This window comes from Cryobacterium zhongshanensis, assembly GCF_022760445.1.
Taxonomy (GTDB): domain Bacteria; phylum Actinomycetota; class Actinomycetes; order Actinomycetales; family Microbacteriaceae; genus Cryobacterium; species Cryobacterium algoricola.
This window is the reverse complement of record NZ_JALGAR010000001.1, coordinates 126,684-151,129: the sequence shown is the minus strand read 5'-3', so window position 1 is coordinate 151,129 and position 24,446 is coordinate 126,684. Positions and strand designations below refer to the sequence as shown.

Annotated in this window: 22 protein-coding genes; 8 read left to right on the top strand and 14 right to left on the bottom strand. The window is 69.1% G+C overall.

Translation table 11 applies throughout. The annotated features are described in order from the left end of the window. Positions 1-159: 159 nt before the first annotated feature. Positions 160-771 (top strand): YqaJ viral recombinase family protein, encoded by a 612-nt coding sequence (locus MQH31_RS00730; protein ID WP_372488124.1) that lies wholly within the window; start codon positions 160-162, stop codon positions 769-771. On the opposite strand, the gene MQH31_RS00725 is transcribed toward MQH31_RS00730, so the two are convergent. The 5 genes from MQH31_RS00725 to MQH31_RS00705 all read right to left on the bottom strand — a co-directional run bounded on the left by MQH31_RS00725 (position 731) and on the right by MQH31_RS00705 (position 4,835). Then, positions 731-1,459: a signal peptidase I gene (locus tag MQH31_RS00725; RefSeq protein WP_243010575.1), complete on the bottom strand. Its 729-nt coding sequence runs from the start codon at positions 1,457-1,459 to the stop codon at positions 731-733. The two genes, MQH31_RS00730 and MQH31_RS00725, sit on opposite strands and share 41 nt — an antisense overlap. Beyond that, positions 1,456-2,286 carry an LAVTG motif-containing sortase-dependent surface protein gene (locus MQH31_RS00720; protein WP_243010574.1) on the bottom strand — a complete coding sequence of 277 codons (831 nt, stop codon included), beginning with the start codon at positions 2,284-2,286 and terminating at the stop codon, positions 1,456-1,458. The genes MQH31_RS00725 and MQH31_RS00720 overlap by 4 nt, the downstream gene beginning before the upstream one ends. Beyond that, complete coding sequence (locus MQH31_RS00715; RefSeq protein WP_243010573.1) at positions 2,283-3,605, bottom strand: ricin-type beta-trefoil lectin domain protein; 1,323 nt, start codon at positions 3,603-3,605, stop codon at positions 2,283-2,285. Before MQH31_RS00715 ends, MQH31_RS00720 begins: the two co-directional genes overlap by 4 nt. Then, the gene (locus MQH31_RS00710) at positions 3,602-4,180 is read right to left on the bottom strand and encodes a hypothetical protein (RefSeq protein ID WP_243010572.1); all 579 of its coding nucleotides are present in this window, start codon (positions 4,178-4,180) and stop codon (positions 3,602-3,604) included. Before MQH31_RS00710 ends, MQH31_RS00715 begins: the two co-directional genes overlap by 4 nt. Before the next feature lie 82 nt (positions 4,181-4,262). Then, positions 4,263-4,835, bottom strand: a complete 573-nt coding sequence (locus MQH31_RS00705) for an alternate-type signal peptide domain-containing protein (RefSeq protein ID WP_243010571.1) — start codon at positions 4,833-4,835, stop codon at positions 4,263-4,265. Between the two features lie 411 nt (positions 4,836-5,246). On the opposite strand from MQH31_RS00705, the gene MQH31_RS00700 reads away from it, so the two are divergent. Together MQH31_RS00700 and MQH31_RS00695 are read left to right on the top strand one after the other, a co-directional pair. Continuing rightward, positions 5,247-6,254: an NADP-dependent oxidoreductase gene (locus MQH31_RS00700; protein WP_243010570.1), complete on the top strand. Its 1,008-nt coding sequence runs from the start codon at positions 5,247-5,249 to the stop codon at positions 6,252-6,254. After that, complete coding sequence (locus tag MQH31_RS00695; protein ID WP_243010569.1) at positions 6,251-7,660, top strand: cryptochrome/photolyase family protein; 1,410 nt, start codon at positions 6,251-6,253, stop codon at positions 7,658-7,660. Before MQH31_RS00700 ends, MQH31_RS00695 begins: the two co-directional genes overlap by 4 nt. 95 nt (positions 7,661-7,755) lie before the next feature. Here MQH31_RS00695 and MQH31_RS00690 read toward each other — a convergent pair whose 3' ends face one another. From MQH31_RS00690 to aceA, 3 genes are all read right to left on the bottom strand, one after another. Further along, the gene (locus tag MQH31_RS00690) at positions 7,756-8,289 is read right to left on the bottom strand and encodes a GNAT family N-acetyltransferase (protein ID WP_308196399.1); all 534 of its coding nucleotides are present in this window, start codon (positions 8,287-8,289) and stop codon (positions 7,756-7,758) included. A gap of 103 nt (positions 8,290-8,392) precedes the next feature. Further along, complete coding sequence (aceB, locus tag MQH31_RS00685; RefSeq protein ID WP_243011643.1) at positions 8,393-10,000, bottom strand: malate synthase A; 1,608 nt, start codon at positions 9,998-10,000, stop codon at positions 8,393-8,395. 193 nt (positions 10,001-10,193) lie between these two features. Continuing rightward, a complete protein-coding gene (gene aceA / locus MQH31_RS00680; RefSeq protein WP_243010567.1) occupies positions 10,194-11,525 on the bottom strand; it encodes an isocitrate lyase in 1,332 nt (443 codons plus the stop codon). Between the two features lie 141 nt (positions 11,526-11,666). Here aceA and MQH31_RS00675 point away from each other — a divergent pair, with 141 nt between their 5' ends. Beyond that, positions 11,667-13,157, top strand: a complete 1,491-nt coding sequence (locus MQH31_RS00675) for a helix-turn-helix transcriptional regulator (protein WP_243010566.1) — start codon at positions 11,667-11,669, stop codon at positions 13,155-13,157. Positions 13,158-13,227: 70 nt separating this feature from the next. Here the strand turns inward: MQH31_RS00675 and MQH31_RS00670 are convergent, their stop codons facing one another. The 3 genes from MQH31_RS00670 to MQH31_RS00660 are packed head-to-tail and all read right to left on the bottom strand — an operon-like array spanning position 13,228 to position 16,720. Beyond that, on the bottom strand, positions 13,228-14,073 hold the full coding sequence (locus tag MQH31_RS00670; RefSeq protein ID WP_243010565.1) for a transglutaminase family protein: 846 nt from the start codon (positions 14,071-14,073) through the stop codon (positions 13,228-13,230). After that, entirely contained in the window at positions 14,070-14,999 is a 930-nt protein-coding gene (locus MQH31_RS00665; RefSeq protein WP_134534368.1) for an alpha-E domain-containing protein, read from the bottom strand. Before MQH31_RS00665 ends, MQH31_RS00670 begins: the two co-directional genes overlap by 4 nt. Continuing rightward, on the bottom strand, positions 14,993-16,720 hold the full coding sequence (locus MQH31_RS00660; protein WP_243010564.1) for a circularly permuted type 2 ATP-grasp protein: 1,728 nt from the start codon (positions 16,718-16,720) through the stop codon (positions 14,993-14,995). The genes MQH31_RS00665 and MQH31_RS00660 overlap by 7 nt, the downstream gene beginning before the upstream one ends. A 170-nt stretch (positions 16,721-16,890) precedes the next feature. Between MQH31_RS00660 and MQH31_RS00655 the strand changes: the two genes are divergently transcribed. After that, a complete protein-coding gene (locus MQH31_RS00655; RefSeq protein ID WP_243010563.1) occupies positions 16,891-17,835 on the top strand; it encodes an ABC transporter ATP-binding protein in 945 nt (314 codons plus the stop codon). Here MQH31_RS00655 and MQH31_RS00650 read toward each other — a convergent pair. The 3 genes from MQH31_RS00650 to MQH31_RS00640 all read right to left on the bottom strand — a co-directional run bounded on the left by MQH31_RS00650 (position 17,739) and on the right by MQH31_RS00640 (position 21,187). Next, positions 17,739-18,509: a GntR family transcriptional regulator gene (locus MQH31_RS00650; protein ID WP_243010562.1), complete on the bottom strand. Its 771-nt coding sequence runs from the start codon at positions 18,507-18,509 to the stop codon at positions 17,739-17,741. The two genes, MQH31_RS00655 and MQH31_RS00650, sit on opposite strands and share 97 nt — an antisense overlap. 150 nt (positions 18,510-18,659) lie before the next feature. After that, the gene (locus MQH31_RS00645; RefSeq protein ID WP_243010561.1) at positions 18,660-19,853 is read right to left on the bottom strand and encodes an acyl-CoA dehydrogenase family protein; all 1,194 of its coding nucleotides are present in this window, start codon (positions 19,851-19,853) and stop codon (positions 18,660-18,662) included. Beyond that, positions 19,850-21,187, bottom strand: coding sequence for a CaiB/BaiF CoA transferase family protein (locus MQH31_RS00640; protein ID WP_243010560.1), 1,338 nt, complete (start codon positions 21,185-21,187; stop codon positions 19,850-19,852). The genes MQH31_RS00645 and MQH31_RS00640 overlap by 4 nt, the downstream gene beginning before the upstream one ends. A gap of 137 nt (positions 21,188-21,324) precedes the next feature. On the opposite strand from MQH31_RS00640, the gene MQH31_RS00635 reads away from it, so the two are divergent. The 3 genes from MQH31_RS00635 to MQH31_RS00625 all read left to right on the top strand — a co-directional run bounded on the left by MQH31_RS00635 (position 21,325) and on the right by MQH31_RS00625 (position 24,396). Beyond that, positions 21,325-22,101: a FadR/GntR family transcriptional regulator gene (locus tag MQH31_RS00635; RefSeq protein ID WP_241976179.1), complete on the top strand. Its 777-nt coding sequence runs from the start codon at positions 21,325-21,327 to the stop codon at positions 22,099-22,101. After that, a complete protein-coding gene (locus MQH31_RS00630; RefSeq protein ID WP_243010559.1) occupies positions 22,076-22,855 on the top strand; it encodes a cache domain-containing protein in 780 nt (259 codons plus the stop codon). Before MQH31_RS00635 ends, MQH31_RS00630 begins: the two co-directional genes overlap by 26 nt. Before the next feature lie 107 nt (positions 22,856-22,962). Further along, entirely contained in the window at positions 22,963-24,396 is a 1,434-nt protein-coding gene (locus MQH31_RS00625; RefSeq protein WP_243010558.1) for an aminobutyraldehyde dehydrogenase, read from the top strand. The last annotated feature ends 50 nt before the right edge of the window (positions 24,397-24,446 follow it).

Below are 24,446 nucleotides of genomic sequence, written 5' to 3'. Positions count from 1 at the left end.
ATGGGGTTCGCGTCCGCTCTGCCCCGGCCCGCGCGCCCACCCCGAGCCCGGCCCGGGGCTGGCACAATGGGGAGAGTGACCGATACCCTGCTGCCGCTTTTCGAGCCGGCAGGGTCACCGGCAGAAGCCTCAGCGGTTGCCGCGGCGGCAGCATCCGCTCTGCGCACGCCCGCGATCGCACCGCACCTGCTCCGCATCGTCGCCGATTCCACGGACTGGGCGGCCTGGATGCGCGCCCGCAACCAGGGCATCACGGCCACGGATGTCGCCAAGCTCGCGACCCCCAAGTCGGTGCAGAACGCGGCCAACGACAAGATGAACGGCAGCAACTTCGGCGGGAACACGTACACCGATCACGGTCGCGCCCGCGAGCCCGTGATCGCCGCCTGGGTGCTCGAGAACTACGGCATCGAGCCGAGCACGACGCTGTTCCATGCCGCGGACCACCGCCGGCACCTCGCGACGCCCGATGGAGTGGGCACGGATGCCCGGACGCTCGAACTCTCGGAGATCAAGACGACGAACAAGGCGTGGCGCAGCATCCCTCGTTCCTATATGCGGCAGGTCTGGTGGCAGCAGTATGTGCTCGGCGCCGACCGGACGCTGCTGGTCTGGGAGCAGCACCGGGACTTCGTGCCGATCCGGTCGGAGCCGGAGTGCCGGTGGATCGAACGCGACGAGGACCAGATCGCGATCCTGGTCGGCTACGCGAACCAGCTGATCGACGTGCTCAACGCAATGGCGACCCGGGCGCAGCAGGCTCGGGCGTAGACGCGATCCTCGTGGCCGCGGCAGCCCTGGCGCGACGGCGCTTGCGCAGCGCGGACACGGCGCCGCTCGCGAACATGTACCCCGTGTAGGCGAACAGCAGCCCGGCGATGACGGGCACGATCCAGCTGCGGCTCTGGCCGTTGACGGCGTTGTTCACCCAGCCGACCCACGGCACCGAGTACCAGAGCCGTCCCTGGATCTGCACCGGGAGCACCTGGTCGGCGTCGGCGACGCTGTTGTTGTCTCCTTTGAACGTGAAGGTGCGCCCGCCGGCGGAGCTCGAGCTGATCGCGGTGACGCGATGAGTGATCACGCCCGGCACTCCCGAGTGGATCTGGTACGTCACGACGTCGCCGATCCGGATGTCGTCCGGGGCGACCGGACGCACGATGATGAGCGTTCCGGGCGGCAGGGTGGGCTCCATCGAGCTGGTCAGCACGGTGAGCGGTGTCGACCCCGTGACCTTCGGCACCACGATCAGCAGCAGCGCGAGGGCGACGACGAGAAGCAGGATCGCGCCGCTGACCGCGAGGCCGAGGTAGTGCAGCAGGCTCTTCTCGGCCGGTTCGACGGCGGCGGGCACCCCGGGCACGGATGCCTCCGGTCCGGGCAGCTCGCGGTCGAACGACTCGGGTGCGTCGCCGACGACCGGCGTCAGCAGCAGTGGATCGAGCTGGGATCGGGTCATTCCCGGTCCTCCTCAGGTCGGCGACGGCGGGCGAGCAGCAGGAAGAGACCGACCCCGAGCAACAGCCCGCCGACGACCAGCACGGGAGCGGGCGGCTCGACCCCGGTGTGGGCGAGGAACCCCGTGCCCGCGACGGCGGCGAACGTCTTCGTAGTGGGCGTCGGTGTTCCCGGCAGCACGGGGACGACCGTTCCCGGGTCGTCGCAGGCGGACGCCGCGAACGGGCCGCCCTGGGCATCCCGCATCGCCACCAGCAGCCCAAGACCGGCGCTCGCTCCCTGATCGACGGTGCCGGAGACATCCGCCATGGTGAACGTCACGATGAGCTTCATCGTGCCGCCGGCCGCGATCGGCTGGGACGGGACCACGATTCCGCAGCTGTCGAGCGCGCGCAGGGTGCGGGAGAGGGTGTCGCCGGTGCCGGAGTTCCAGGCGGAGAGGGTGACGTGGTCGGCGTATCCGCCGGCCGGGAGCAGCACGTCGTGTGCGCTCACCCGGACCTCCGCCGGGGCGGCAGTCGGGTTGCGCACCCACAGGGTGGCCTGCTGGGAGCCGCGCGGGATGAGCAGGCCGAGCCCGTCGAAGAGGCCGGCGCTGAGCGTCGTCGCGTAGTGCGTGCCGTCGGTGCTGAGGAGCAGGTCGACAGGGGCGGTCGGTGCGGCGGTGGGGATGGCAGCAGTCGCGGTGCGCGCCCCGAGCGCGCTCGCCGATGCAGCCACACCACCGAGGGTCAGGATCGCGATCAGGACGGCACTGCCCGTCGCGATGGATGCCGCCCCCAGGCGAGGTCCGAACCGCGCGCCTGTCGGAACAGATCGCCACGTCATGGGAACACAACGTTCGTGAGGGTGAACGTCTGGGACGCGAGGCCGGTTCTACAGGTCGCTTGCTCCAGCTCGGTGTTGTTCGTCGCCGTCGTCACGCCGCTCGTGTCGAGACACAGGCCGTATCCGTTCTGGAAACGATAGGTCCCGTTTGCCGCATTCACGGATTGGATGCGCCACAGCTGGGAGTTGTTGTTCCCGCCGGAAAGCGTGATCAGTTCGGCCAGCGCCCCCGTCGTCGTTCCGTTCCAACCGCTGCCCGTGCTCGTGTCCCAGCCCAGATTCGGCGCATACTTTCCGGTAACCGTTGAGGCGCCGAGCGGGTTGGAGAACTTCCAGGATTGGTTCGCATACCCGGTCGTCTTGCAGTCATAGGTGATCAGCGGCGTTCCACTGTTCGTGCGTTCGTTTTCTCCGTCAACGCACTTGCCGTTGCCGACGTTCGTGACCTTGTACCAGTGCGTCGGGTCGACACCAGAGGTGCTGGCGATCGTCTCCGGGGACGCGGGCGAAACGTCCACGGGAACCGCCGCATCGATGGCCCTGATCGTGTACGTATATGTCGTCCCGACATTGGCTGTCGTGTCTGTGAACGTTGTCGTTTGCGCTGTCGTCGTTCCGAGCAGCTCAGTGCCCCGAAATACCTGATACCCCGTGATCGCAGCGGTGTCGCTTGGCTTCGTCCACGTCAGAGTCATGCCGTGGTCGGTTGGGTTGGAGACGACGGGCTTACCCGGCGTGATGGTATCTGCGACGGTGAGGTTCATGGCCGAGGTGGTCGGCGTGATGGACCAGGTACCGATGCCCGCGGCGAGCGTCACCGTGGGCTTCGCCGTGACGTTCACGAGTGAGAAGCGTTGCGCCTGCGTGATCGTGCTGCTCACGCAGAAGTAGACCGAAGCCCCAACCGGGAGCGCCGTGGCAGCGCTTCCGGTGAGGACCACGTTGGCGGTCCATTTCTGGCTGGCCGCGGTAGCGGTTGCGGCGGTCGTGCACGCCGTCGCCGAGGCAACCGTCACCACACGCACGTCCACGCCGGCCGCGAGGCTGGTCGGCTGGGCGAAGCTCAAGGTGAGTGTGTACGGCGCCGGGATGCTTCCGGTGTTCTTGAGCGTTACGACACTCGCCGTGGACAACACGGTCGACGTGAACGTGACGGCGGCAGGACTATCGAAGCCGGATTGCACGATGCCGAGGGTGCCGGCGGCAACCGAGGCCGTTGCCGCTCCCGTGGTGCTCCACATCGCGACGCTTGTCGTGGTTCCGGCACCGACGATGAAGACCGCGATCGCGGCGATGATGGCGACAGGATGCTTGATCATGGTTTGCGCACCTGCACCGCGGCCAGGTTGAGGGTGAAGGACGCCGTTCCGCCCTGGGCCCCTGCCACCACGTCGCCATTCAACTGAATCTCAAGGCAAACGGCCAAAGTCGCACCCGACACGAGTACGAATGGACTCGACGACGAGGTGAAAGTCGTCAGGGGACCACTGATCCCGCCGAGCAGTCCTGCGGAACAGCTCGTTGACGCGGTCAGCCGAACGGTCAGATAGCTCGCGAGCGACTTCGTCTGACTCAGGAGGCTTATGCTCGCGATGCTCGCGGAGAGCGGGGTCGTCCCCGTGTTGGCGATGGTCAGAGGGGCAACAACCGATTGACCGGGGCTGAGCTTCGTGAGATCAAGACCAGGAATGGAGTAGCTGGCCGCTCCGTTGATGGTGACACTGGTGCTCCCGGAGGTCACCGTTGCCGCGTTCACAAGCACACGGCCGTTCCACAACGAGTACGTGGTTCCTGACGCAAGTACGGCCAGAAGTATTGCCGCGACGAAGATCCCGATAGCTGTACCGATCTTGCGTACCGGGCGAGCGGGGAGAGCCGCTATCTTGTTGGACATGCGGCCCTCCCGTCTCGGACACCCGGCAGATCAAGCAAACCGGGGTGGTTCAATTGCGCGCACGGCGCACCAGTGTTGCTTGTTACGGCCGAGTCTGCGTGAGCGAGAACCCCAGTGCGGAGAGGTTGATCGTCCCAGCCTGCGCGACCGCCCCGGTCGTGGTTGACGGCAGCTCAACCGTGAACTTGACCGTGACAGTGCTTGTTGACGTGGAGGGGGTCACAGCGAAAGTATTGGTGCCCGTCACGCGAGAGACGTTGGAGCCGCCTGTCGCGTCCATGGTGTAGGTAAGCGCGCTCTTGAGTGCCGCCCCGGCCGGATTCGTGGTCACGATCGTCAAAGGGTCGTAGGTTAGCAGCGCCGTGAGGTTGTTGCCCGTGGCATTGATCGTGACAGTCTGCGTCAGCTCGAGCTTGTCTCCGGGGACAATCTTGTATGCGGTGATGTCTGAAATGGCGGCGGCAGCCGGGACGGCATCCGCCGAGATGTTCTTCCAGGCGGCCGCGCCGGTGGACGCGATTGTGAGAACTCCGGATGTCACCGATCCTCCAGCGGCGACAGCGGAATTGTTCCACAAGGCGAGGGTGCCGCCACCGCCGAGGAGGAGCGCCACGCCGACCGCGCCGGCGATGGAGCCTTTGAGAAGCTTGTTCATGATGGATCCTTTTCGACGCCTCGAAGGGCATCAGGGTAGTTGCAGGCCGAGATTCGGCCGACCAATGGGAAGGACAGTTCGTTCGTTGCCCGGGCGGGAGAGATCGCGCCACTTCGGGTGCGGCGCGAAATTCCAGCACGGGCAACGGGTCGCCGAATACAGGCCAAAGGCACACCAGTCGCCTGGTGGACGCTCGACTCGAACGGTCCCCCTAAATGAGGACTTCGGTCCCCCTTTATGTGGACAGACTACGACCGCGAGAGAGAGCAAATCCAGACCTCGACGCCCCCAAGGTGAGGCACAATGAGCGTTTCCGCACCCCCAGATCGAGTCACGTTGCTAACGGGATCTGCCGGGTGACCGAGGGTGTTTCAGCTGTCCGCCGGCTGCCCGCCGGGAGACAATGGAGACATGGCACATGCAACGAACCTGCCCCCAACCATGCGCGCCCTCGTGATCGACCGCACCGGCGCGGCCGAAGAACTCCACCTGGACTCGGTGCCGACGCCGATCCCCGTACTCGACGAGCTCATCGTGCGCGTCGTCGCGGCGGGCGTCAACCCGATCGACGTGAAGACCCGCGCCGGATCGGGCGTCGCGGCGGCGATCTCGGCCTTCCCGGCCGTGCTCGGCTTCGACTTCAGCGGGATCGTGGTCAGCTCGCCGTACGAGGCGTTCCCGCTGCAGCCCGGCGACGAGGTCTACGGCATGACGCGCTTCCCCCGCACGACCGGCAGCTACGCCGAGTACATTGCCGTCTCGAGCATGAGCGTCGCCCTCAAGCCGTCGACGCTGAGCCACATCGAGGCCGCCGCCGTGCCCGTCGCAGCCCTGGCCGCATGGGAGATGGTCGTCGAGATCGCCGAGGTGACACCCGGCGAGCGGATGCTGATCCACGCCGGCAGCGGCGGCGTCGGTCACTTCGCGGTGCAGATCGCCAAGGCCTTCGGCGCATACGTGATCACGACGGGCTCGCCCCGCAACGCGGAGTTCCTGCGCCAGCTCGGCGCCGACGAGGTCATCGACTACACGAGCATCCGCTTCGACGAGGTTCTCGCCGACGTCGACTCGGTGATCGACCTGATCGGCAACGTGCACGACGATACCGGCACGCGGTCCCTCCGCGTCCTCCGGCCGGACGGGGTGCTCGTGAACGCGCCGAGCGGAAGCTGGCCGACCCTGCAGGCGGACGCGGAGGCCGCCGGAGTGCGGGCGACCGGATTCAAGGTCGCTGCGGACGCAGACGCCCTGGACTGGATCACCAAGATGATCGACGACGGCGCGGTACGCCCCCACATCGACCATGTCTTCGAGCTCGCGGAGGGTCCCGCCGCCCACCGGCTGGTCGAGGAGGGGCACACCCGCGGCAAGATCGTCCTGCGGATCTCCGACGTCGGAGTCTCCGGGACGGGCGCGTGAGCCCAGCGGAAGGCGCCGGGCCGACGATCGTCTGGTTCCGCGACGACCTCCGACTCGCCGACAACCCGGCACTGCACGCGGCCGTCGAACGCGGGCTCCCGATCGTCGCGGTCTACGTGCTCGACGAGGAATCCCCGGGCGTGCGGCCGCTCGGCGGCGCCTCCCGCTGGTGGCTGCACGGCAGCCTCCGCGCGCTCGGCGACTCACTCGAGGCGCTCGGCGGGAGCCTTCTGCTCCGACGCGGACCGGCGGCCGACGTCATCGGCGCACTCGCGGCATCCGTGGGCGCTGGCGCCGTGTTCTGGAACCGCCGCTACGGCGCTGCGGAACGCGAGGTCGACACCGTGATCAAGACGGCGCTGCACGCCGACGGCGTTGAGGCCCGGAGCTTCGCCGGCTCGCTGCTCTTCGAGCCGTGGACGATCCGCACCGGCCAGGGCAACCCGTACTCGGTCTTCACACCGTTCTGGCGCGCCTGCGTCGCCGGCCCTCCCCCGCGCGAGCCCTACCCGGCGCCGATGGCGATCGACGGCTGGCCGGGGGCGGTGCCCTCTGACCGCCTCGACGACTGGGGGCTCCTGCCCACCCACCCGGACTGGGCGGCCGGGCTCCGTGCGGCCTGGCAGCCGGGCGAGGCCGTCGCGGCCAAGGCACTCGAGACCTTTCTGCGCGAGTCGCTCGCGCGCTACGCCGACGAACGGGACGCCCCGGCCCAGGCCGCGACGAGCCGTCTGTCGCCGCGACTCCGCTGGGGCGAGGTGAGCCCGTTCCAGGTCTGGCATGCCACCCAGCGGGTGCTGCGCGGGGCGGATGCCGCCACCGCGTCGAGCGCGCAACGGTTCCTGACCGAGCTCGGCTGGCGGGAGTTCAGCTATCACGTGCTCTTCCACGCGCCCGAGCTTGCGACCTCGAATCTCAAGCGCGAGTTCGACCGGTTCCCGTGGCCCCCGCTCGACGACAGGGTGCTCAACGCGTGGCAGCAGGGCCGTACCGGCATCCCCCTCGTGGACGCCGGGATGCGGGAACTGTGGCAGACCGGAAGTATGCACAATCGGGTACGCATGGTCACCGCTTCATTCCTCACCAAGAATCTGTTGGTGGACTGGCGGGTCGGTGAGCAATGGTTCTGGGACACCCTCGTCGACGCCGACGGCGCAAGCAACCCGTTCGGCTGGCAGTGGGTCGCGGGATCGGGCGCCGATGCCGCGCCCTACTTCCGGGTGTTCAACCCTGAATTGCAGGCGGCGCGGTTCGACCCACATGGGGAGTACATCCGCGAGTACGTGCCCGAAATCGGCACGGATGCCTACCCGGCGCCGCTCGTCGACCTCGGCGAGACCCGGCGCGCGGCCCTCGCCGCCTACGAGCAGGTCAAGGCAGCGAAGACGCCGGCTCCCACTCCCTGAGGTGTCGACGATCGACGTTCGCGAGCACAACGAACGTCGATCTGCGACACCTCAGGGGGCGATGAGCAGCATTCGCGCGGGCAGAGTTCGCGCGGTCAGAGTTCGCGTTCGAGCACGTAGTCGTCCTCGTAGCGGTCGCCGACGAGGAAGTGCTTCGTGCCTACAGCGGCGAAGCCGTGCTTCCCGTAGAAGCGGATGGCCCGCGCGTTCTCCTCGTTGACGCCGAGCCAGGCGCCCCGAGCGCCGCGCTCTCTGGCGGCATCGAGTGTGGCCGTCATCAGGAGCCCGGCCACCCCGCGGCCGTGAGTTTCCGCGCGCAGGTAGCACTTGCTGAGTTCAACGGTCGGGCGAATGCCGATGGCCGCGAGCACGTCGGAGTCGGCCGGCTCGCCGAAGATCAGCATGGTGTAGCCGAGCGAAAGGCGAGTGTCCTGGTCTTCGGCGAGGAACAGCATCCGCTCGGGATCGGCGAGGTAGGCGGCGAAGTTGGCCTCGGCCAGAACGTCGCGAACGAACGCGGCGATCGCCTCCGCTGTCGTGTGTGGAGGGCACGCGAGCGCAAAAGTCGCGGCCGCCAGTTCGGCGAGCACCCCGGCATCCGCCGCCCCCGCCTGTCGTATCGCAATCACCACCCCACCCTACCGACTCGTCCGTCCGCGAAAGCGGGTGAATCGTCGCTAACCAACGGCCAGAACGACGATTCACCCGCTTTCGCGGAAACGGCGACGAACGCTAGAGGAAGCGGGCGTAGGCGCCGACGGTGAGGAAGGTCGGGAACTCGGGCTCGAGCGCCGCCGTGCGGAAGACCGACAGGGCGTCGTCGAACCGGTCGCCCGGGGTCCGGGGCAGGGAGGCGAACACGTCGGCGACCAGGGCGTCCACCCAGGGTCCGTCGATGCGCACGCCCTCCGCGGTGACCGAGTTGTCGTGGATCCACTGCCACACCTGCGAGCGGGAGATCTCCGCGGTCGCGGCGTCCTCCATCAGGTTGTCGATCGCCGCGGCGCCGACGCCGCGCAGCCAGGACTCGATGTAGCGCAGCCCGATCGTGATGTTGTCGCGCACGCCGGCCGTCGTGATCTGCCCGCCGACGGATGCGACATCGAGCAGCTCCGCGGCCGTCACGCTGACGTCGTCGCGGGTGCGCTCGAGCTGGTTCGGCCGGTCGCCGAGCACGGCGTCGAACTCGGCCTGGGCGGTCGGGATCAGGTCGGGGTGGGCGACCCAGGTGCCGTCGAAGCCGTCGCCTGCTTCGCGCTTCTTGTCCGCAGCGACCTGCTCGAGCGCCCGGGCGGTGACCTCGGGATCGCGCCGGTTCGGGATGAACGCGCTCATGCCGCCGATGGCATACGCGCCGCGCCCGTGGCAGGTGGAGACGAGCAGCTCGGTGTACGCGCGCATGAACGGCACGGTCATCGTGATCTGCTTGCGGTCGGGGAAGACGAACCGGCGCCCGCGGGCGCGGAAGGTCTTGATGATGCTGAAGATGTAGTCCCAGCGGCCGGCGTTGAGGCCGGCGCAGTGGTCGCGGAGCTCGTAGAGGATCTCCTCCATCTCGAATGCGGCCTGGATCGTCTCGATCAGCACGGTCGCGCGGATCGTGCCGTACGGGATGCCGAGGGCGTCTTCGGAGTGGCTGAAGATGTCGTCCCAGAGCCGGGCCTCGAGGTGGCTCTCGAGCTTCGGCAGGTAGAAGTACGGTCCGCTCCCGCCCTCGATGAGACGCTGGGCATTGTGGAAGAAGTAGAGGCCGAAGTCGACGAGGCTGCCGGAGGCGCTCATCGTGCGGTTCGCCCGGTCGATGAAGCTGATGTTCTTCTCGACGAGGTGCCAGCCGCGCGGGCGCATCACGATCGTCGGGGTCGCACCGGTCGCGTCACCCGTGACGGTGTATTCCTTGCCCTCCGGGCTCGTGAAGTCGAGCTGCCCGCGAACGGTGTCGAACAGGGTGATCTGGCCCTCGATGACGTTCGCCCAGGTCGGGCTCGTGGCGTCTTCCTGGTCGGCGAGCCACACCCTGGCACCCGAGTTGAGCGCGTTGATGGCCATCTTGCGGTCGGTCGGACCAGTGATCTCGACGCGGCGGTCTTCGAGTCCGGGTCCGGCGCCGGCGACGCGCCAGCTCGGGTCGCGGCGGATGTGCGCCGTCTCGGTCAGGAAGCCGGGGTCGCGCCCGTTGGCGGCGTCGACGCGCTTCCGCAGCCGGGTCGCGAGCAGGTCGTGGCGGGTGCCGGCGAAGCGGTCGTGCAGCTCCGAGACGAAGTCGAGCGCCGCGGGGGTGAGGATCTCGTCGTAGCGGGCACCGAGGTCGCCGGTGACCTCGAGGTGCGGCTGGGTCATGGCGAAACTGCCGGTGTTCGTGCTCGGCGAGACCGTTTCGGTCGTCGCGAGGGGGGAATTCATGGTGTGTCTCCTTCTGCAGGGTGAGGTCGAGGGGTGCTGGGCGGTGAGCGGATGCGGCCGGCCGGGTGGCCGCATCCGCTCGGTGATGCGACGGGTCAGAGCGCTGAGCGATTCAGAAACGCGGAGCGGGTCAGAACTGCTCGGCCTCTGTGGAACCGACGAGGGCGAGGGTCGCGCTGTTGGGGTTGAGCGCGGTGGCGATCTTGTCGAAGTAGCCGGTGCCGACCTCCCGCTGGTGGCGGGTGGCGGTGTAGCCGTCGGCCTCCGAGGCGAATTCGGCCTCCTGGAGTTCGACGTATGCGCTCATCTGGCGTTCGGAGTAGTCCTTGGCGAGGGTGAACATGGAGTGGTTGAGGGCGTGGAAGCCGGCGAGGGTGATGAACTGGAAGGCGTAGCCGGCCTTGGCGAGTTCGCGCTGGAACGCCTCGATCTGGGCGTCGTCGAGGTGCGACTTCCAGTTGAACGAGGGCGAGCAGTTGTAGGCGAGCTTCTTGCCGGGGAACTGCGCGTGGATCTCCTTCGCGAAGCGCTGCGCGAGCTCGAGGTCGGGCTCCGAGCTTTCCACCCAGAGCAGGTCGGCGTACGGCGCGTACGCGAGGCCGCGGGCGATGACGACGTCGATGCCGTTCTGGGTGTCGTAGAAGCCCTCCGCGGTGCGTCCCCCGGTGAGGAACTCCTGGTCGCGCTCGTCGATGTCGCTCGTGATGAGCGTCGCGGCGAGGGAGTCGGTGCGCGCGATGATGATCGTCGGCACGCCCGCGACATCCGCTGCGAGACGGGCGGCGTTCAGGGTGCGGATGTGCTGCCCAGTGGGGACGAGGACCTTGCCGCCCATGTGGCCGCACTTCTTCTCGCTCGCGAGCTGGTCTTCCCAGTGCACGCCGGCCGCCCCGGCCTCGATCATCGACTGCATGAGTTCGTAGGCGTTGAGCGGGCCGCCGAAGCCGGCCTCTGCGTCGGCGACGATCGGTGCGAGCCAGTCGATGCCGGTGCCGGTGCCGCCGTTCGCGGCCGCCTCGCTCGTCTCGATCTGGTCGGCGCGGAGCAGCGCGTTGTTGATGCGGCGCACGACGGACGGGACCGAGTTCGCGGGGTAGAGAGACTGGTCGGGGTAGGTCTGGCCGGAGAGGTTCGCGTCGGCCGCAACCTGCCAGCCGGAGAGGTAGATGGCCTTGAGGCCGGCGCGCACCTGCTGCACGGCCTGGTTGCCGGTGAGGGCGCCGAGGGCGCGCACCCACTCGGGGTTCTCCTCGGTGCCGTTCTCGTGGATGAGCTTCCAGAGGTTCTCGGCGCCGCGGCGGGCGAGCGTGCGGTCTTCGCGAACAGACCCGCGGAGGCCGATGACGTCCTCTGCGGTGTAGTCGCGGCGGATGCCCTCCCAGCGTGCGTCGGCGGCCCACTCGAGGGCGAGCTCGGCGGCGGTCTGGGTCTGGTCTCCCGGGCGGGGTGCGTTCGCGGTCATGTTGTCTCCTTGGGTTTGCGTCATTGCTTGCCTGTGACACCTACTCTGCGGGGTTCCGGCAACCCGCACCCCGGCCGGATTCACAGAAGAAATGCAGTTCTTCTGCTTGTGTGAAGTTCTGCAGCGTGTGAGCATGGTGCGATGATCACCGCCGATCCCACCCTGCGCACCGCCCTGTCCCAGCCGGAGCCCGACGAGCACGGGATCGATGCCCTGACCCTGGGCCGTCGCATCCGTGAACTCAGGGGCTCCCGCAGGATGACCCTCGACACCCTCGCTGCGGCGGTCGGGCGGGCGCCGTCGCAGGTCTCGATGATCGAGAACGGCAAGCGGGAGCCGCGGTTGTCGATGCTCCGCTCGATCGCGACAGCGCTCGGAACCACGGTCGACGAGCTGCTCAAGACGGAGGCGCCGTCGGAACGGGCCGCCCTGGAGATCGCGGTGGAACGCGCCCAGCGCGGGCCGGTGTTCACCGCACTCGGGCTCCCGCACATCCGAATCGGCCGGTCAACGAGCGATGAGGCACTCCAGACGATCCTCACCCTGCACCACGAGATCGAGCGCCTGCACCGGGAACGGGCGGCGACCCCCGAAGAGGCGCGGCGGGCGAACGCCGAACTGCGCGGCATCATGCGCGCGCGGGACAACTACTTCCCCGAACTCGAGGCCCAGGCTGCCGGGCTGCTGCGCGCGGTCGGCCACAGCGGCGGACCGGTGCCGCAACGGGTCGTCGCCGACATGGCCGCGCACCTCGGCTACTCGCTGCACTATGTCGCGGACCTGCCGCACTCGACGCGCTCGGTCACCGACAAGCGCAACGGCCGGATCTACCTCCCGATCGAGCAGTCCGCCTCCCGGGACACCCGGTCCCCGATCCTGCAGGCGTTCGCGAGCGCGCTGTGCGGGCACGAGGAGCCGACAAGTTATGCGGAATTTCTGCGGCAGCGGGTCGAGACCAACTACCTGACGGCGGCGATCCTGTTGCCGGAGGACGATGCCGTGAAACTTCTGGCCGAGGCCAAGACGCAGCGCAGCATCTCGATGGAGGACCTCCGCGACGCATTCGCGGTGTCCTACGAGACGGCCGCGCACCGGTTCACGAACCTCGCGACGGCCCGGCTCGGCATCCCGGTGCACTTCATGAAGGTGCACGAGTCCGGCACGATCATCAAGGCCTACGAGAACGACTCCGTCCGGTTCCCGAGCGACGCCCTCGGCGCCGTCGAGGGCACGACGGTCTGCCGCAGCTGGACCGCCCGGACGGTCTTCGACGTCGCCGACCGGTTCAGCCCCTGGTACCAGTACACCGACACCCCCTCCGGCACCTTCTGGTGCACCTCCCGCATCGCCAAGGCGAAGGAGGGCGAGTACTCGGTGAGCGTGGGCGTGCCGTTCTCGGAGACGAAGTGGTTCCTCGGCCGCGAGACGAACAACCGTGCCGTCTCCCGCTGCCCGGACGAGAGTTGCTGCCGCAGCGCCCCCGACGAGCTCGCCGAGCGCTGGGCCGGCCAGGCCTGGCCCGCCGCGCGCACCCCGACGAGCCTGCTCGCCGCCCTCCCGACCGGCACCTTCCCCGGCGTCGACCAGACCGAGGTCTACCAGTTCCTGGAATCCCACTCCCCCACCCGCTGAGCACACACCGCCCCCGAGCGGATGCCGATCGTCCTGCACAGTTCCGGCTCGGCCCGGAATGTGCAGGACATCAGGCCTCGCGGGTGATCTCTACCTTGACGAAGAGCTGGGAGCCCGCGGAGCCGGCGTAGACGCCGCGGAGCGGCGGCACGTCGTTGTAGTCGCGACCGCGGCCGACGGAGACGTGCCGGTCACCGATCTCGATCAGGTTCGTCGGGTCGAATCCGCGCCACTCTCCGCAGAACCACTCGACCCACGCGTGGGATTCGCCGGTGACGGTCTCGCCGACCTCCGCGTTCGGCTTGGGGTGCAGGTAGCCGGAGACGTACCTGGCCGGGATCCCGACCGAGCGCAGCGCGCCGAGGGCGATGTGCGTGATGTCCTGGCAGACCCCGCGTCGGTCGTTCCAGGCCTCTTCCGCGGTCGAGTGCACGCCCGTGACTCCCTGGACGTACTGCATCTGGTCGCCGATCGCGGCACAGATCTCGTAGGCGGCCGAGCAGGAGCTCGTGTGGCGCGCGGCGATCTCTGCCGCGAGCGCCTCGACGTCCATCGGCGGTTTCGTCAGGCGGGTCTGCCGGGACTGTTCGAAGAGCGTCGAGGTGCGCAGGGCATCCGCGACGAGGTCGACCCAGGTGTGTTCGTGGGTCTCGTGCTCGCGCGGCCGCACCTCGACGAGGCTGTTGGCGGTGAGCGTCAGCTCGGAGTGCGGGGTGAGCACCTCGAACGAGGAGACCCGGGTGCCCCAGTAGTCGGCGTAGTAGTGGTTGCCCGCCGTCGGGCTGATCTCGAGGTTCGAGAAGAGCACGAACTGGTCGACGGAACTGACCGGCAGCATCCGCGCCTCGTTGTAGGAGGCCGCGACCTCGCCCTTGTAGCGGTAGCCGGTCGTGTGCCGGATCCGGAGACGGTTCACGAGGCTTCCCCTGTCCAGGTCGGAACGTTCCCCTTCGGGAAATACCGGTTGCCGATGGCCTCCGAGGCGGTACTGGTCGCGTCCTGGACGCGCATCATCTGCAGCGGCAGGTCGTTCAGGATGTCCATGATCGGTCGGTACTCCAGCTGGCTGCGGATTTGGCCGAGCACCCGCTGGGCCTGGCCGGTGACACCGGCCCGGTCGGTGCGCGGCTCGAGGTCGCGCAGGCACTGTTCGGCGCGCGAGACGGAGAAGACGATCGACCGGGGGAACAACCGGTCCATCAGCAGGTATTCGGCGGCGTTCCGGGCGGACGGCACCCCGCGGTAGGTGCGCAGGTAGGACTCGTACGCGCCGCAGGAACGCAGGATCGTCGTCCACGACGGCCCGCTCGCTTCGGTCAACGACCGGGTGGCGAGAAGACGAGCCGTCATGTCCGCCTGCTCCAGGCTGCGCCCGAGGGTGAAGAAGTGCCAGGCGTCGTCCCGGCTCGCACCGGCCTCGACGATCCCGACGGCGAGCGCGGCACGTTCCCGCACCCAGGCGAAGTAGTCGTGGGTCTTCTCGCTCGCGACCTTGCGCGGCATCCGCGCGCTCGTCGTGTTGAGGCATTCCCAGAGTTCGGTCGGCACGATCTCCCGCGCGCGGCGGGCGTTCTCGCGTGCGGAGGTGATCGAGTACGCGATCGACGCCGGATGCGTGCGGTCCATGGCGAGGGTGGCGAGAACGTCCTTGCGGGTCAGCTCGCCCTCCTCGGGGACGGGGCTGCCCATCAGCTGCAGGAGCGACCGGCAGGCGAGGTTCTCCTCGATCCACGGATCCTCGAGCAGAAGCTGGAGGTGCACGTCGAGGATGCGGGCGGTGCCGTCGCTGCGCTCGATGTACCGTCCGATCCAGAACAGGCTTTCTGCAATGCGACTCAACATTCCCGGTCCTCCTGCGCCGATGACTTCGATGCCGCCGGCGCCCCAGCGGACACCGGTTGCTTCCCCTGCTGTTGCTGTTGCTGTTGCTGTTGCTGTTGCTCCTGCTGGTCGCTGTTGCCCAGCGGTTTGTCCTGCGGCGAGTGGTCGATGGAGTGTGCGCCCGCCACCGGAGCCTGGGTGTTCGCGGCCTGGTCGGCCACGAGACCCTGGATGTTGCGTGCGGAGGACTCGTGGTAGAAGTCGGGTTCGAGCCCGATCACCCAGGTGTCCTTCGATCCGCCGCCCTGGCTCGAGTTGACGACGAGCTCACCCTCGGGGAGCGCGACGCGGGTCAGACCGCCCGGCAGAACCCAGACATCCGTGCCGTCGTTCACGGCGAAGGGACGCAGGTCGGCATGGCGCGGCCGCATCCCGTCTTCGACGAGGGTCGGGATGGTCGAGAGCTGCACGACGGGCTGCGCGATCCAGCCACGCGGGTCACGCAGCAGCTGCTTCCGCAGCGTCGCGAGTTCCGCCTTCGACGCGGCAGGCCCCACGACAAGGCCCTTGCCCCCCGACCCGTCGACGGGCTTGACCACGAGCTCGTCGAGCCGGTCGAGCACCTCTTCGAGCGCGAGGGGATCCTCGAGCCGCCAGGTGTCGACGTTCGGGATGATCGGGTCTTCGGCGAGGTAATAGCGGATGAGATCGGGCAGGTAGGTGTAGACGAGCTTGTCGTCCGCGACCCCGTTGCCGACCGCATTGGCGATCGTGACGTTCCCGAGGCGGGCGGCCATCAGCATGCCGGGCGACCCGAGCTGCGAGTCCGCGCGGAACTGGAGCGGGTCGAGGAATTCGTCGTCGACCCGGCGATAGATGACGTCGACCCGGGTGGGGCCTGCGGTCGTGCGCATCCAGACGCGCCCGCCGGAGCAGAACAGGTCGCGGCCTTCGACGAGCTCGACGCCCATCAGCCGGGCGAGCAGGGTGTGCTCGAAGTACGCGGAGTTGAAGACGCCCGGGGTGAGCACGACGACGTTGGGGTCGTCGACCCCGGCGGGGGCGGATGCCCGCAGCGCCTGGAGGAGCTTGTTCGGGTAGTCGCCGACCGGGCGCACCCGCATCGAGACGAAGAGTTCGGGAAGCGTCTGCGCCATCACGCGACGATTGGAGATGACGTAGCTCACGCCGCTGGGCACGCGGACGTTGTCCTCGAGCACCCGCCACGCGCCCTTCTCATCGCGGATGAGGTCGATGCCGGAGACCTGGATGCGCACGTTGTTGGCCGAGACGATGCCGGCGGCCTGGCGGTGGAAGTGGTTGGACGAACTGATCAGGCTCGCCGGGATGACGCCGTCGTGCACGGCGGCCTGGGGCCCGTAGATGTCCGCGAGGAACGCCTCGAGCGCGAGGACGCGCTGCTTGATGCCGGCCTCGACGGTGACCCACTCCGGCTGTTCGATCACCCGCGGCACGGCGTCGAGCGGGAAAGGCCGTTCCTCCCCCGCGAAGTCGAAGGTGACGCCCTGGGCGAGGTACGAACTCGCGAGCGCCGCCGTGCGGCCCCGCAGTTCCTCCTGGGTCATCTTGGCCAGGGCGCCATAGACGTCCTTGTACGCGGCACGCGTTTCCGTCGGAGTGAGCGAGGACGGATCCGGGAACATCTCGTCCCAGGCGCTCCCTGACCCCGTCCGTTTCCGACTCTTCGTAGTGGCACCGTAGCCGGTGAACAGGTCAACCATGGTCGGAGCGTAGTCGCCTCATGTTGCGGGATTGTTTCGCCACACCGCTCGAAATCGATGTATGCAACATGACGGATTGATAGGCAACGAATTCGACATTTATGGCGCTTTGCCGCAAGATGTGGTCAAGATTGCATACAGCTCCTGGAGACGCGATGATTGGCCCGCCCGTGACCCCTTTCCCCGATCCCGACCTCGCCGCCACGGCATCGGGAGCCGCGAAGCCGTCCCCCGCCGCCGCCAACGACCACCCCGATGAGGACCCCGTGCCCTCGCACGCCTTCCGGGCGAGTTCCGTGCTCGACGTCCGCGGCCTCGGCATCTCGTCGACCCTCGCGACGCTGACCCCGGTGGATGCGATCACCCTGTCCGTCTCCCACGGCGAGTCCCTGGGCCTCGTCGGAACCGTCGCGGCCGGCGCGATCTCGGTCGCGCTCGCCATCGCGGGGCGGCTCCCGGAGGGCGCCTCGGTCGCGACCGGCTCGATCCTCGTCGAGGGAATCGAACTGGTCGGTCTCAAGCGTCGCCCGGCAGCCCGCCTGCTCGGCACCGCGATCGGCTACCTCCCCGCCGACCCGCTCAGCGGCTTCGACCGCAGCCGCTCGGTCAGGAACCAGCTCGCCGGCGCACTGCGGAAACGCATCGGCGTCACCCCGGACGTCGCGCGGCGGCACATCGTCGACCTACTCGACCTGGTCGGTGTCGTCGATCCGGCCGCTCGGGCCCGGCAGTATCCGCAGGACCTCGACCCCGTCGTGCTCCACCGGGTGGTCCTGGCCGCCGTCCTCTCCGGCGACCCCGCCCTCGTCATCGCCGTCTCCCCCGGCGCGGGGCTGGAACCGGACGCGCGGGCCGCGCACGCCATCCTGCTGCGCGACGTGTGGCACGCGAAAGAGTTCGCGCTCCTCGTCGCGTCGACCGATTTCGAGATCGTCGCGGAGACCTGTGACCGGGTTGCGGTGCTCGAGGCCGGCCGGATCGCCCGGCACGGCTCCGTCGCCGAGATCCTGGACGCGGGTTATGGAGTGAAGTCCGCCAGGTCGGCCAGGTCGGCCGCATCGATCGCGTCAGCGTCGAGCTCGACCGCGTCGAGCGGACTGGCCGTCGCGGACTGATCGGCGCCCGGGCCGACGATGGCGCCCTCGTCCCGGTCCCAGCTCTGCACCGAATTGCGCGCGGCAAGGATGTGCGACCGCATGGCCGTCGCAGCCCAAAGCGCGTCGCGCGAGATCAGGGCGGCGAGGATGTCGCGGTGATGGTGATTGCTCACCGCGCGGAAGGATCCGCTGTCGCGTCGGAAGGCCTTCGCCATCAGCGGCACCCGGCCGACGGACACGGTCAGGCGAGTGAGCTGGGCGTTCTCGGCGGCGGTGACGATGATGCGGTGGAATTCGGCGTTGAGTTCACCGAGCCGGGAGATTCCGGCGTCGTCCTCCGCGAGCACGAACTCATCCATCAGGGTGATCAGGTCGGCAAGGCGCGCGAGGTCGATGTCGGAGATCCGCACCGCGGCGAGGCCTGCCGCGCGGCTCTCGAGCATGGCCCGCAGGTAGTAGGTCTCGCGCATCTGCTCGGTCGTCCAGGCGATGACCGTGGCACCCTTGTTCGGCACGAACTCGACAAGGCCGGTCTCGTCGAGCCGCCGCAGCGCCTCCCGGATCGGGGTACGGCTGACGCCGAGTTCCTCGGCGAGCGCCTGCTCGCGCAGGGTGGCATTGCCCGGGATCTCACCGGAGAGAATGCGCCCGCGCAGGTACGCAAATGCGGCCTGACCGCCTGTTACCGACACTATGTCCACCCCGATGCCCTCGTTGCCACGTGCGCGCCTTTCAACTATTGCACACGCGGTTCCAGAGAAGACGGCGTGGATGCCCCGTCAGGCCCAGGCGGCGCGAAGTGGGGGTACGGCCGGAATCGTCCTCCGATTGCCCCGCCCGGGTCAGAACGCCGTCATCCCCGTGAGAGCGCGACCAATCACGAGCTGGTGGATCTCGTCCGTGCCCTCATAGGTACGGACGGATTCGAGGTTGGCGAGGTGGCGCATCACCGGGAATTCGTTCGTCACTCCGTCGCCACCGAGGATCGACCGGGCGAGGCCGGCGATCCGAATGGCCTCGCGCACGCTGTTGAGTTTGCCGACGCTGATCTGAGCCGGGGTGAGGGTGCCGCGTTTCTTGAGCCGCCCGAGGTGCAGCGCGAGCAGGACGCCCTTCTCGTACTCGACGAGCATGTCGGCGAGTTTGGCCTGGGTCAGTTGCATGGCCCCGATCGGGCGGCCGAACACCTCGCGGCTGCGCGACCGGCCGATCGCGGCGTCGAGGCAGCTCCTGGCGGCGCCCATCGCGCCCCAGACGATGCCGAATCTGGCCTCGTTCAGGCAGCCGAACGGGCCGGAGAGCCCCGTGGCGCCGGGGAGGACGGCATCGCCGGGCAGGCGCACCCCGTCGAGGGTGACGTCGCACTGGATGGAGGCCCGCATCGAGAGTTTGCCGGCGATCGGTGTGGCCGTGAACCCCGCGGTCTCGGTGGGGACGAGGAATCCGCGCACCCCGGCGTCGGTCTGCGCCCACACCACGGCGACGTCTGCGACGCTCGCGAGGCCGATCCAGCGCTTGGTACCCGTGAGCACCCAGTCGTCGCCGTCGCGCCGGGCGATCGTGCGCATCGCGGCAGGGTCGCTGCCGCCGGTCGGTTCGGTGAGGGCGAAGCAGCCGATGAGCGCGCCCGCCGCCATGCCGGGCAGCCAGCGCTGTTTCTGGTCCTCCGACCCGTACTTGTGGATCGCCGACATGGCGAGAGAGCCCTGCACGGAGACGAGGGTGCGCCAGCCGCTGTCGGCAGCCTCGAGTTCGAGGCAGACCAGGCCGTAGCTCACGGCGCTCGCGCCCGCGCAGCCGTAGCCCTCGAGGTGCATGCCGAGGAAGCCGGCCGCGCCGAGTTCGGCGACGAGCTCGGCGCGGAAGAACCGGTCCTCGAAGTCCTGCTCGATCGTGGGCAGGATGCGGTTGGTCGCGAACGCGCGGGCCTTGCGCGACCAGACGACCTCCTCGGGAGTGAGGAGTTCGTCGAGATCGAAGACCGCATCGACGAGCGGGGTGGCGACGAGCGGTGTGGGGCGGCCTGATGCAGTCACGAGAGGTCCTGTTCGGTTCGGCGGAGCGCGGGCGGGGATACGGGAATGGATGCGGGAACGGACGTGGGAACGGCCATCGAGGACGCTCCGGGTGCGGATGCCGGCGCCGACGGCTCCGAAGCGGCCTCGCCACCGGCGCGGTGGGCGTCCGGCTCGAGCCACCCGGCCCCGGCGTGTTCGCCGAGGCGAGGCGGAAGCAGCCGGTAGCTCGCCGGACGCTCGCCGAGGTGGATCGGATTGGCGACCTGGCGGCTGAGGCGCCGGGGCTCGGTGCCCGATTCGAGCTCGACGACGGGCTCGACGCCGAGCCCCGCCGCGAAGGCGAAGGCCTCGCTGATCGAGTTGACCAGTCCGGCGGGCACCCCGGCATCCGTGAGCGTGTCGACCCAGTGCGCCGCCGGCTGGGTGCGCAGCAGCGCCTCGAGCGCCGGCCTGAGGTCGGCGCGGTGCCTGACCCGGTCGGCGTTGCCCAGGAAGCGCGGGTCCGTCGCGAGGCCGGGTGCGCCGAGGAGGCGCACGAGCGTGCGGAACTGGGAGTCGGTGCCGACGGCGATCACGAGGTCGCGGTCGGCCGCCGAGAAAAGCTCGTACGGGGCGATGCTCGGGTGGGCATTGCCGAGGCGGGCCGGAGAGTGCCCGGTCGCAAGGGTGCCGGCCGCCTGGTTCGTGAGCGCAGAGAGCAGGGTCGTCAGGAGGTCGACCTCGACCCGCCCGCCGACGGGGCCACCCGCGTCGACGGCACCGGCATCGCCTCGACGGGAGTCGCGTTCGCGGAGCGCGAGCAGGATGCCGCTGAGCGCGTTGAGGCCGGCGAGCACGTCCACGAGGGCGACGCCGACTTTGCTCGGCTCCCCGTCGGCCGGACCGGTCACGCTCATCAGCCCGCCGACGGCCTGCACGAGGAGGTCGTATCCGGGCAGCCGGGCGCCCGCTCCGGCGCCGAAGCCCGTGATCGAGCAGTAGACGACGCCGGGGTTCGCAGCACGCACGGCCTCGTAGCCGAGGCCGAACCGTTCCATCACGCCGGGGCGGAAGTTCTCCACCACGACATCCGCCGTGGTCGCGAGACGCCAGGCCGCCGCGCGTCCCTCGTCCGTGCCGAGGTCGCAGACGACCGAACGCTTGTTGCGGTTGACCGCACCGAAGTAGGTGGACGCGCCCAGGGCATCCGTGGGTGGCAGCCACTGCCGGGTGTCGTCCCCCGCCGGGCTCTCGATCTTGATCACGTCGGCGCCGAAGTCGGCGAGCATCATCGTGGCATACGGGCCGGCGAGCACCCGCGAGAAATCGGCAACCCTCAGCCGGGGTGCGCGGGCGGACGGTTCGTGCGACATCAGCTCACCTCGGTCCCCATCGACGCGTCCGGCCGGCCACAGCGACAGGACTCAGTTGTGATCCTATACCGAATGTTTTTGATTCCGGCACCCGTCCGACCGCTCCCAGCATGCCACCGTCGGCTACATTGAAGTCTATGGAGGCACAGCTGCGACCCGGCGCCCGGGAGGCGATCTTCGCCCAGCTCATCGAGGCCGGCCGGGCCGAGCAGGTCGCCCGACGCCTCACCGATGCCATCATCCTCGGCGTGCTCACCTCGGGCGAACGCCTGCCGAGCGAGCAGGAACTCGCCCGCCGTTTCGGGGTTGCCCTGATCACGGTCCGCGAGGGCCTCGTGATCCTGCGCGAGTCCGGCCTCGTCGAGACCCGTCGCGGCCGCGGCGGCGGCAGCTTCGTGATCCAAGCGGATGCCCCGGACGAGACGCTCCTGCACACCCGGCTCCGGGGCGTCGCCCACGTCGAGCTCTCCGACCTCGCGGTCTACTTTTCCACCATCGTCGAAGGGTGCGCGGAACGGGCGGCCCTCCGCGCGGCGCCGAACGACGCCGACCGGCTCTCCGAGTGGCTTGCCCAGGCCGACTGGGACCGGGATGCGGGCGCGCGCGCCAACGCCGGCGGCTTCTACCTCGAGCTCGCGGTGCTCAGCCAGTCGGCGCGGCTCGTGCGCGAGCAGGTCCGGCTGCAGGCCGAGTTCGGTCCGCTGCTCCTGCTCGGGCTCGTCGACCCGTCGATGCGCGCCAGGGTCGCTGCCTGCAACGCGGACGTCGTCGCGGCGATCCGGGCAGGCGACGGGCCGCTCGCCCGCACCCTCGTCGCCGGTCAGGTGCGCGACCTGGCCGAGTGGCTGCACGCGGCGAAGACCAGGATCGAACGGGGAGGAACGCTCCATGCTGCATCCGCTGTCAGCGCCTGACGTGCCGAGCGCGTCGCCGGACGCACTCGCACCCGTGGCCTCCGCCGTGGGCGCCGCGTTCGCCGACGTGTTCCGGGTGCTCGACGACTGGCGCGATCGCGTCGCCGCCGCGGTCCCCGGTGCGACGACGGCCGAACTCGACGCCCTCGTGGAATCCCTCGTCGTGCCCACGCTCTTCGGCGGTGCGGCACCGGAGGGCTCCCCCATGCTCCTGGTCGGCGCCGGGTTCATCGCGGCAGCGGGCTACCGGCCCGGCCGCCCCGCGCACTTCGCCTGGTGGCTCGGGCCCCTCGCCTCGAACCCCCTGCTCGGTACGACGCTCGCGCCCACCCGGCTCGACCTCGCCGCCCGGGTGCACACCGAATACCTGCGCGACTTCCGCGGCCTCGAGTGGTACCGGGTGCCGGAGGCCACCGGGCGAGCGCATGTGACGGGTCCGTACGTCGACCACCTGTGCACCTTCGACTTCATCGTCACCCTCACCCTTCCCGTCCTCGCCGACGGCCGCATGGTCGGAGTGATCGGGGCGGACGTGTCGGTCACCCGGCTCGAGCAGGCGCTGCTGCCGGTGCTGCTCGGGCTCGATGCGCCCGCCGCCCTCGTCAACTCGGTCGGCCGCGTGCTGATCTCGACGGAAGCTTCGCTCGCCGCCGGGGACATCGTGCCTGACCCGCGGCATCCGCTCGCGGCCTACGACCGGATGCCCTGCGCCGGGATCCCGTTCGACGTGATCGCCCGGCGCCCACCGAAATAAAAGATTGTATTTGGGATGATTTAGGGTATCGTCGGCCTCTGGGGAATTCCGCCCCGGGCGCCGTGGCCCTCGCCAGCGCCGACCAGCCGTTTGGGAAAGGCCCGCGCATGTCCATCCGTGAACTCCGTAACTTCGTCAACGGGCAGTACGTCGAGTCCGCAGCGAGCGAGCAGCTCGACATCGTGAACCCCGCCACCGAGGAGGTCTACGCGCGCACGCCGGTGTCGACCGAAGCGGATGTCGCCTCCGCGTACTCCGCAGCGGCGACCGCCTTCGAGACGTGGGGCGAGACCACGCCCGGCGAACGCCAGCTCGCCCTGCTGAAGTTCGCCGACGCCCTCTCGAAGCGCGCGGAGGAGATCGCCGACGTCGAGAGCGAGAACACTGGAAAGCCGCGGGCCGGCCTGGTCGGCGACGAAGTCGACGTCATGATCGACCAGGTCCGCTTCTTCGCCGGCGCCGCGCGCGTGCTCGAGGGCAAGTCGGGCGGCGAGTACCTGAAGGACCACACCTCGTTCGTCCGGCGGGAACCGATCGGCGTGATCGGGCAGGTCACCCCGTGGAACTACCCGATGATGATGGCGATCTGGAAGATCGCCCCGGCTCTCGCGGCGGGCAACGCCGTCGTGCTGAAGCCCTCTGACTCGACGCCCGTCTCGACACTGCTCCTCGCCGAGATCGCCGCGGAGTTCTTCCCGGCCGGCGTCTTCAACGTCGTCACGGGAAACCGCGACACCGGCCGCGCCCTCGTCGCCGACCGGACACCGCAGATGGTGTCGATCACCGGGTCGGTCCGGGCCGGCATGGAGGTCGCGGGGACCGCGGCGCTCGACGTCAAGCGCGTGCACCTCGAGCTCGGCGGCAAGGCCCCCGTCATCGTGTTCGACGACGCCGATATCGACGCAGCCGTCGAGGGCATCGCGACGGCGGCGTTCTACAACGGCGGCCAGGACTGCACCGCGGCCACCCGGGTGCTCGTGCAGGCCGGGATCCACGACGAGTTCGTGGCCGCACTCGCGGCGTACGCCCGCGTGAACGCGCGGACCGGAGGCCCGCGCGAGGACGGCATCCTCTTTGGGGCGCTCTCGAGCGCCGACCAGCTCGCCCGCGTGCAGGGCGTCATCGAGCGCCTGCCCGACCACGCGAACATCGCTCTCGGCGGGCAGCGCCAGGGCAGCCTCGGCTACTTCCACGAGGCGACGATCGTGTCGAACCTGCGGCAGGGCGACGACGCGGTGCAGAACGAGATCTTCGGGCCGGTCATCACGGCGCAGAAGTTCACCGACGAGGCTGAGGCGCTGGCCTGGGCGAACGACGTGCAGTACGGACTGGCCTCCTCGGTCTGGACGAAGGACCACTCGCGGGCGATGCGGATGGCCAAGCGCCTCGACTTCGGCTGCGTCTGGATCAACACGCACATCCCGCTCGTCGCCGAGATGCCGCACGGCGGCTTCAAGCACTCCGGCTACGGCAAGGACCTCTCGATGTACGGCCTTGAGGACTACACCCGGATCAAGCACGTGATGAGCTACATCGGCTGATCCCCCCTGTCCGGGGAATACATCCGGTTCTATAGCTTTGTCGCGGCGGT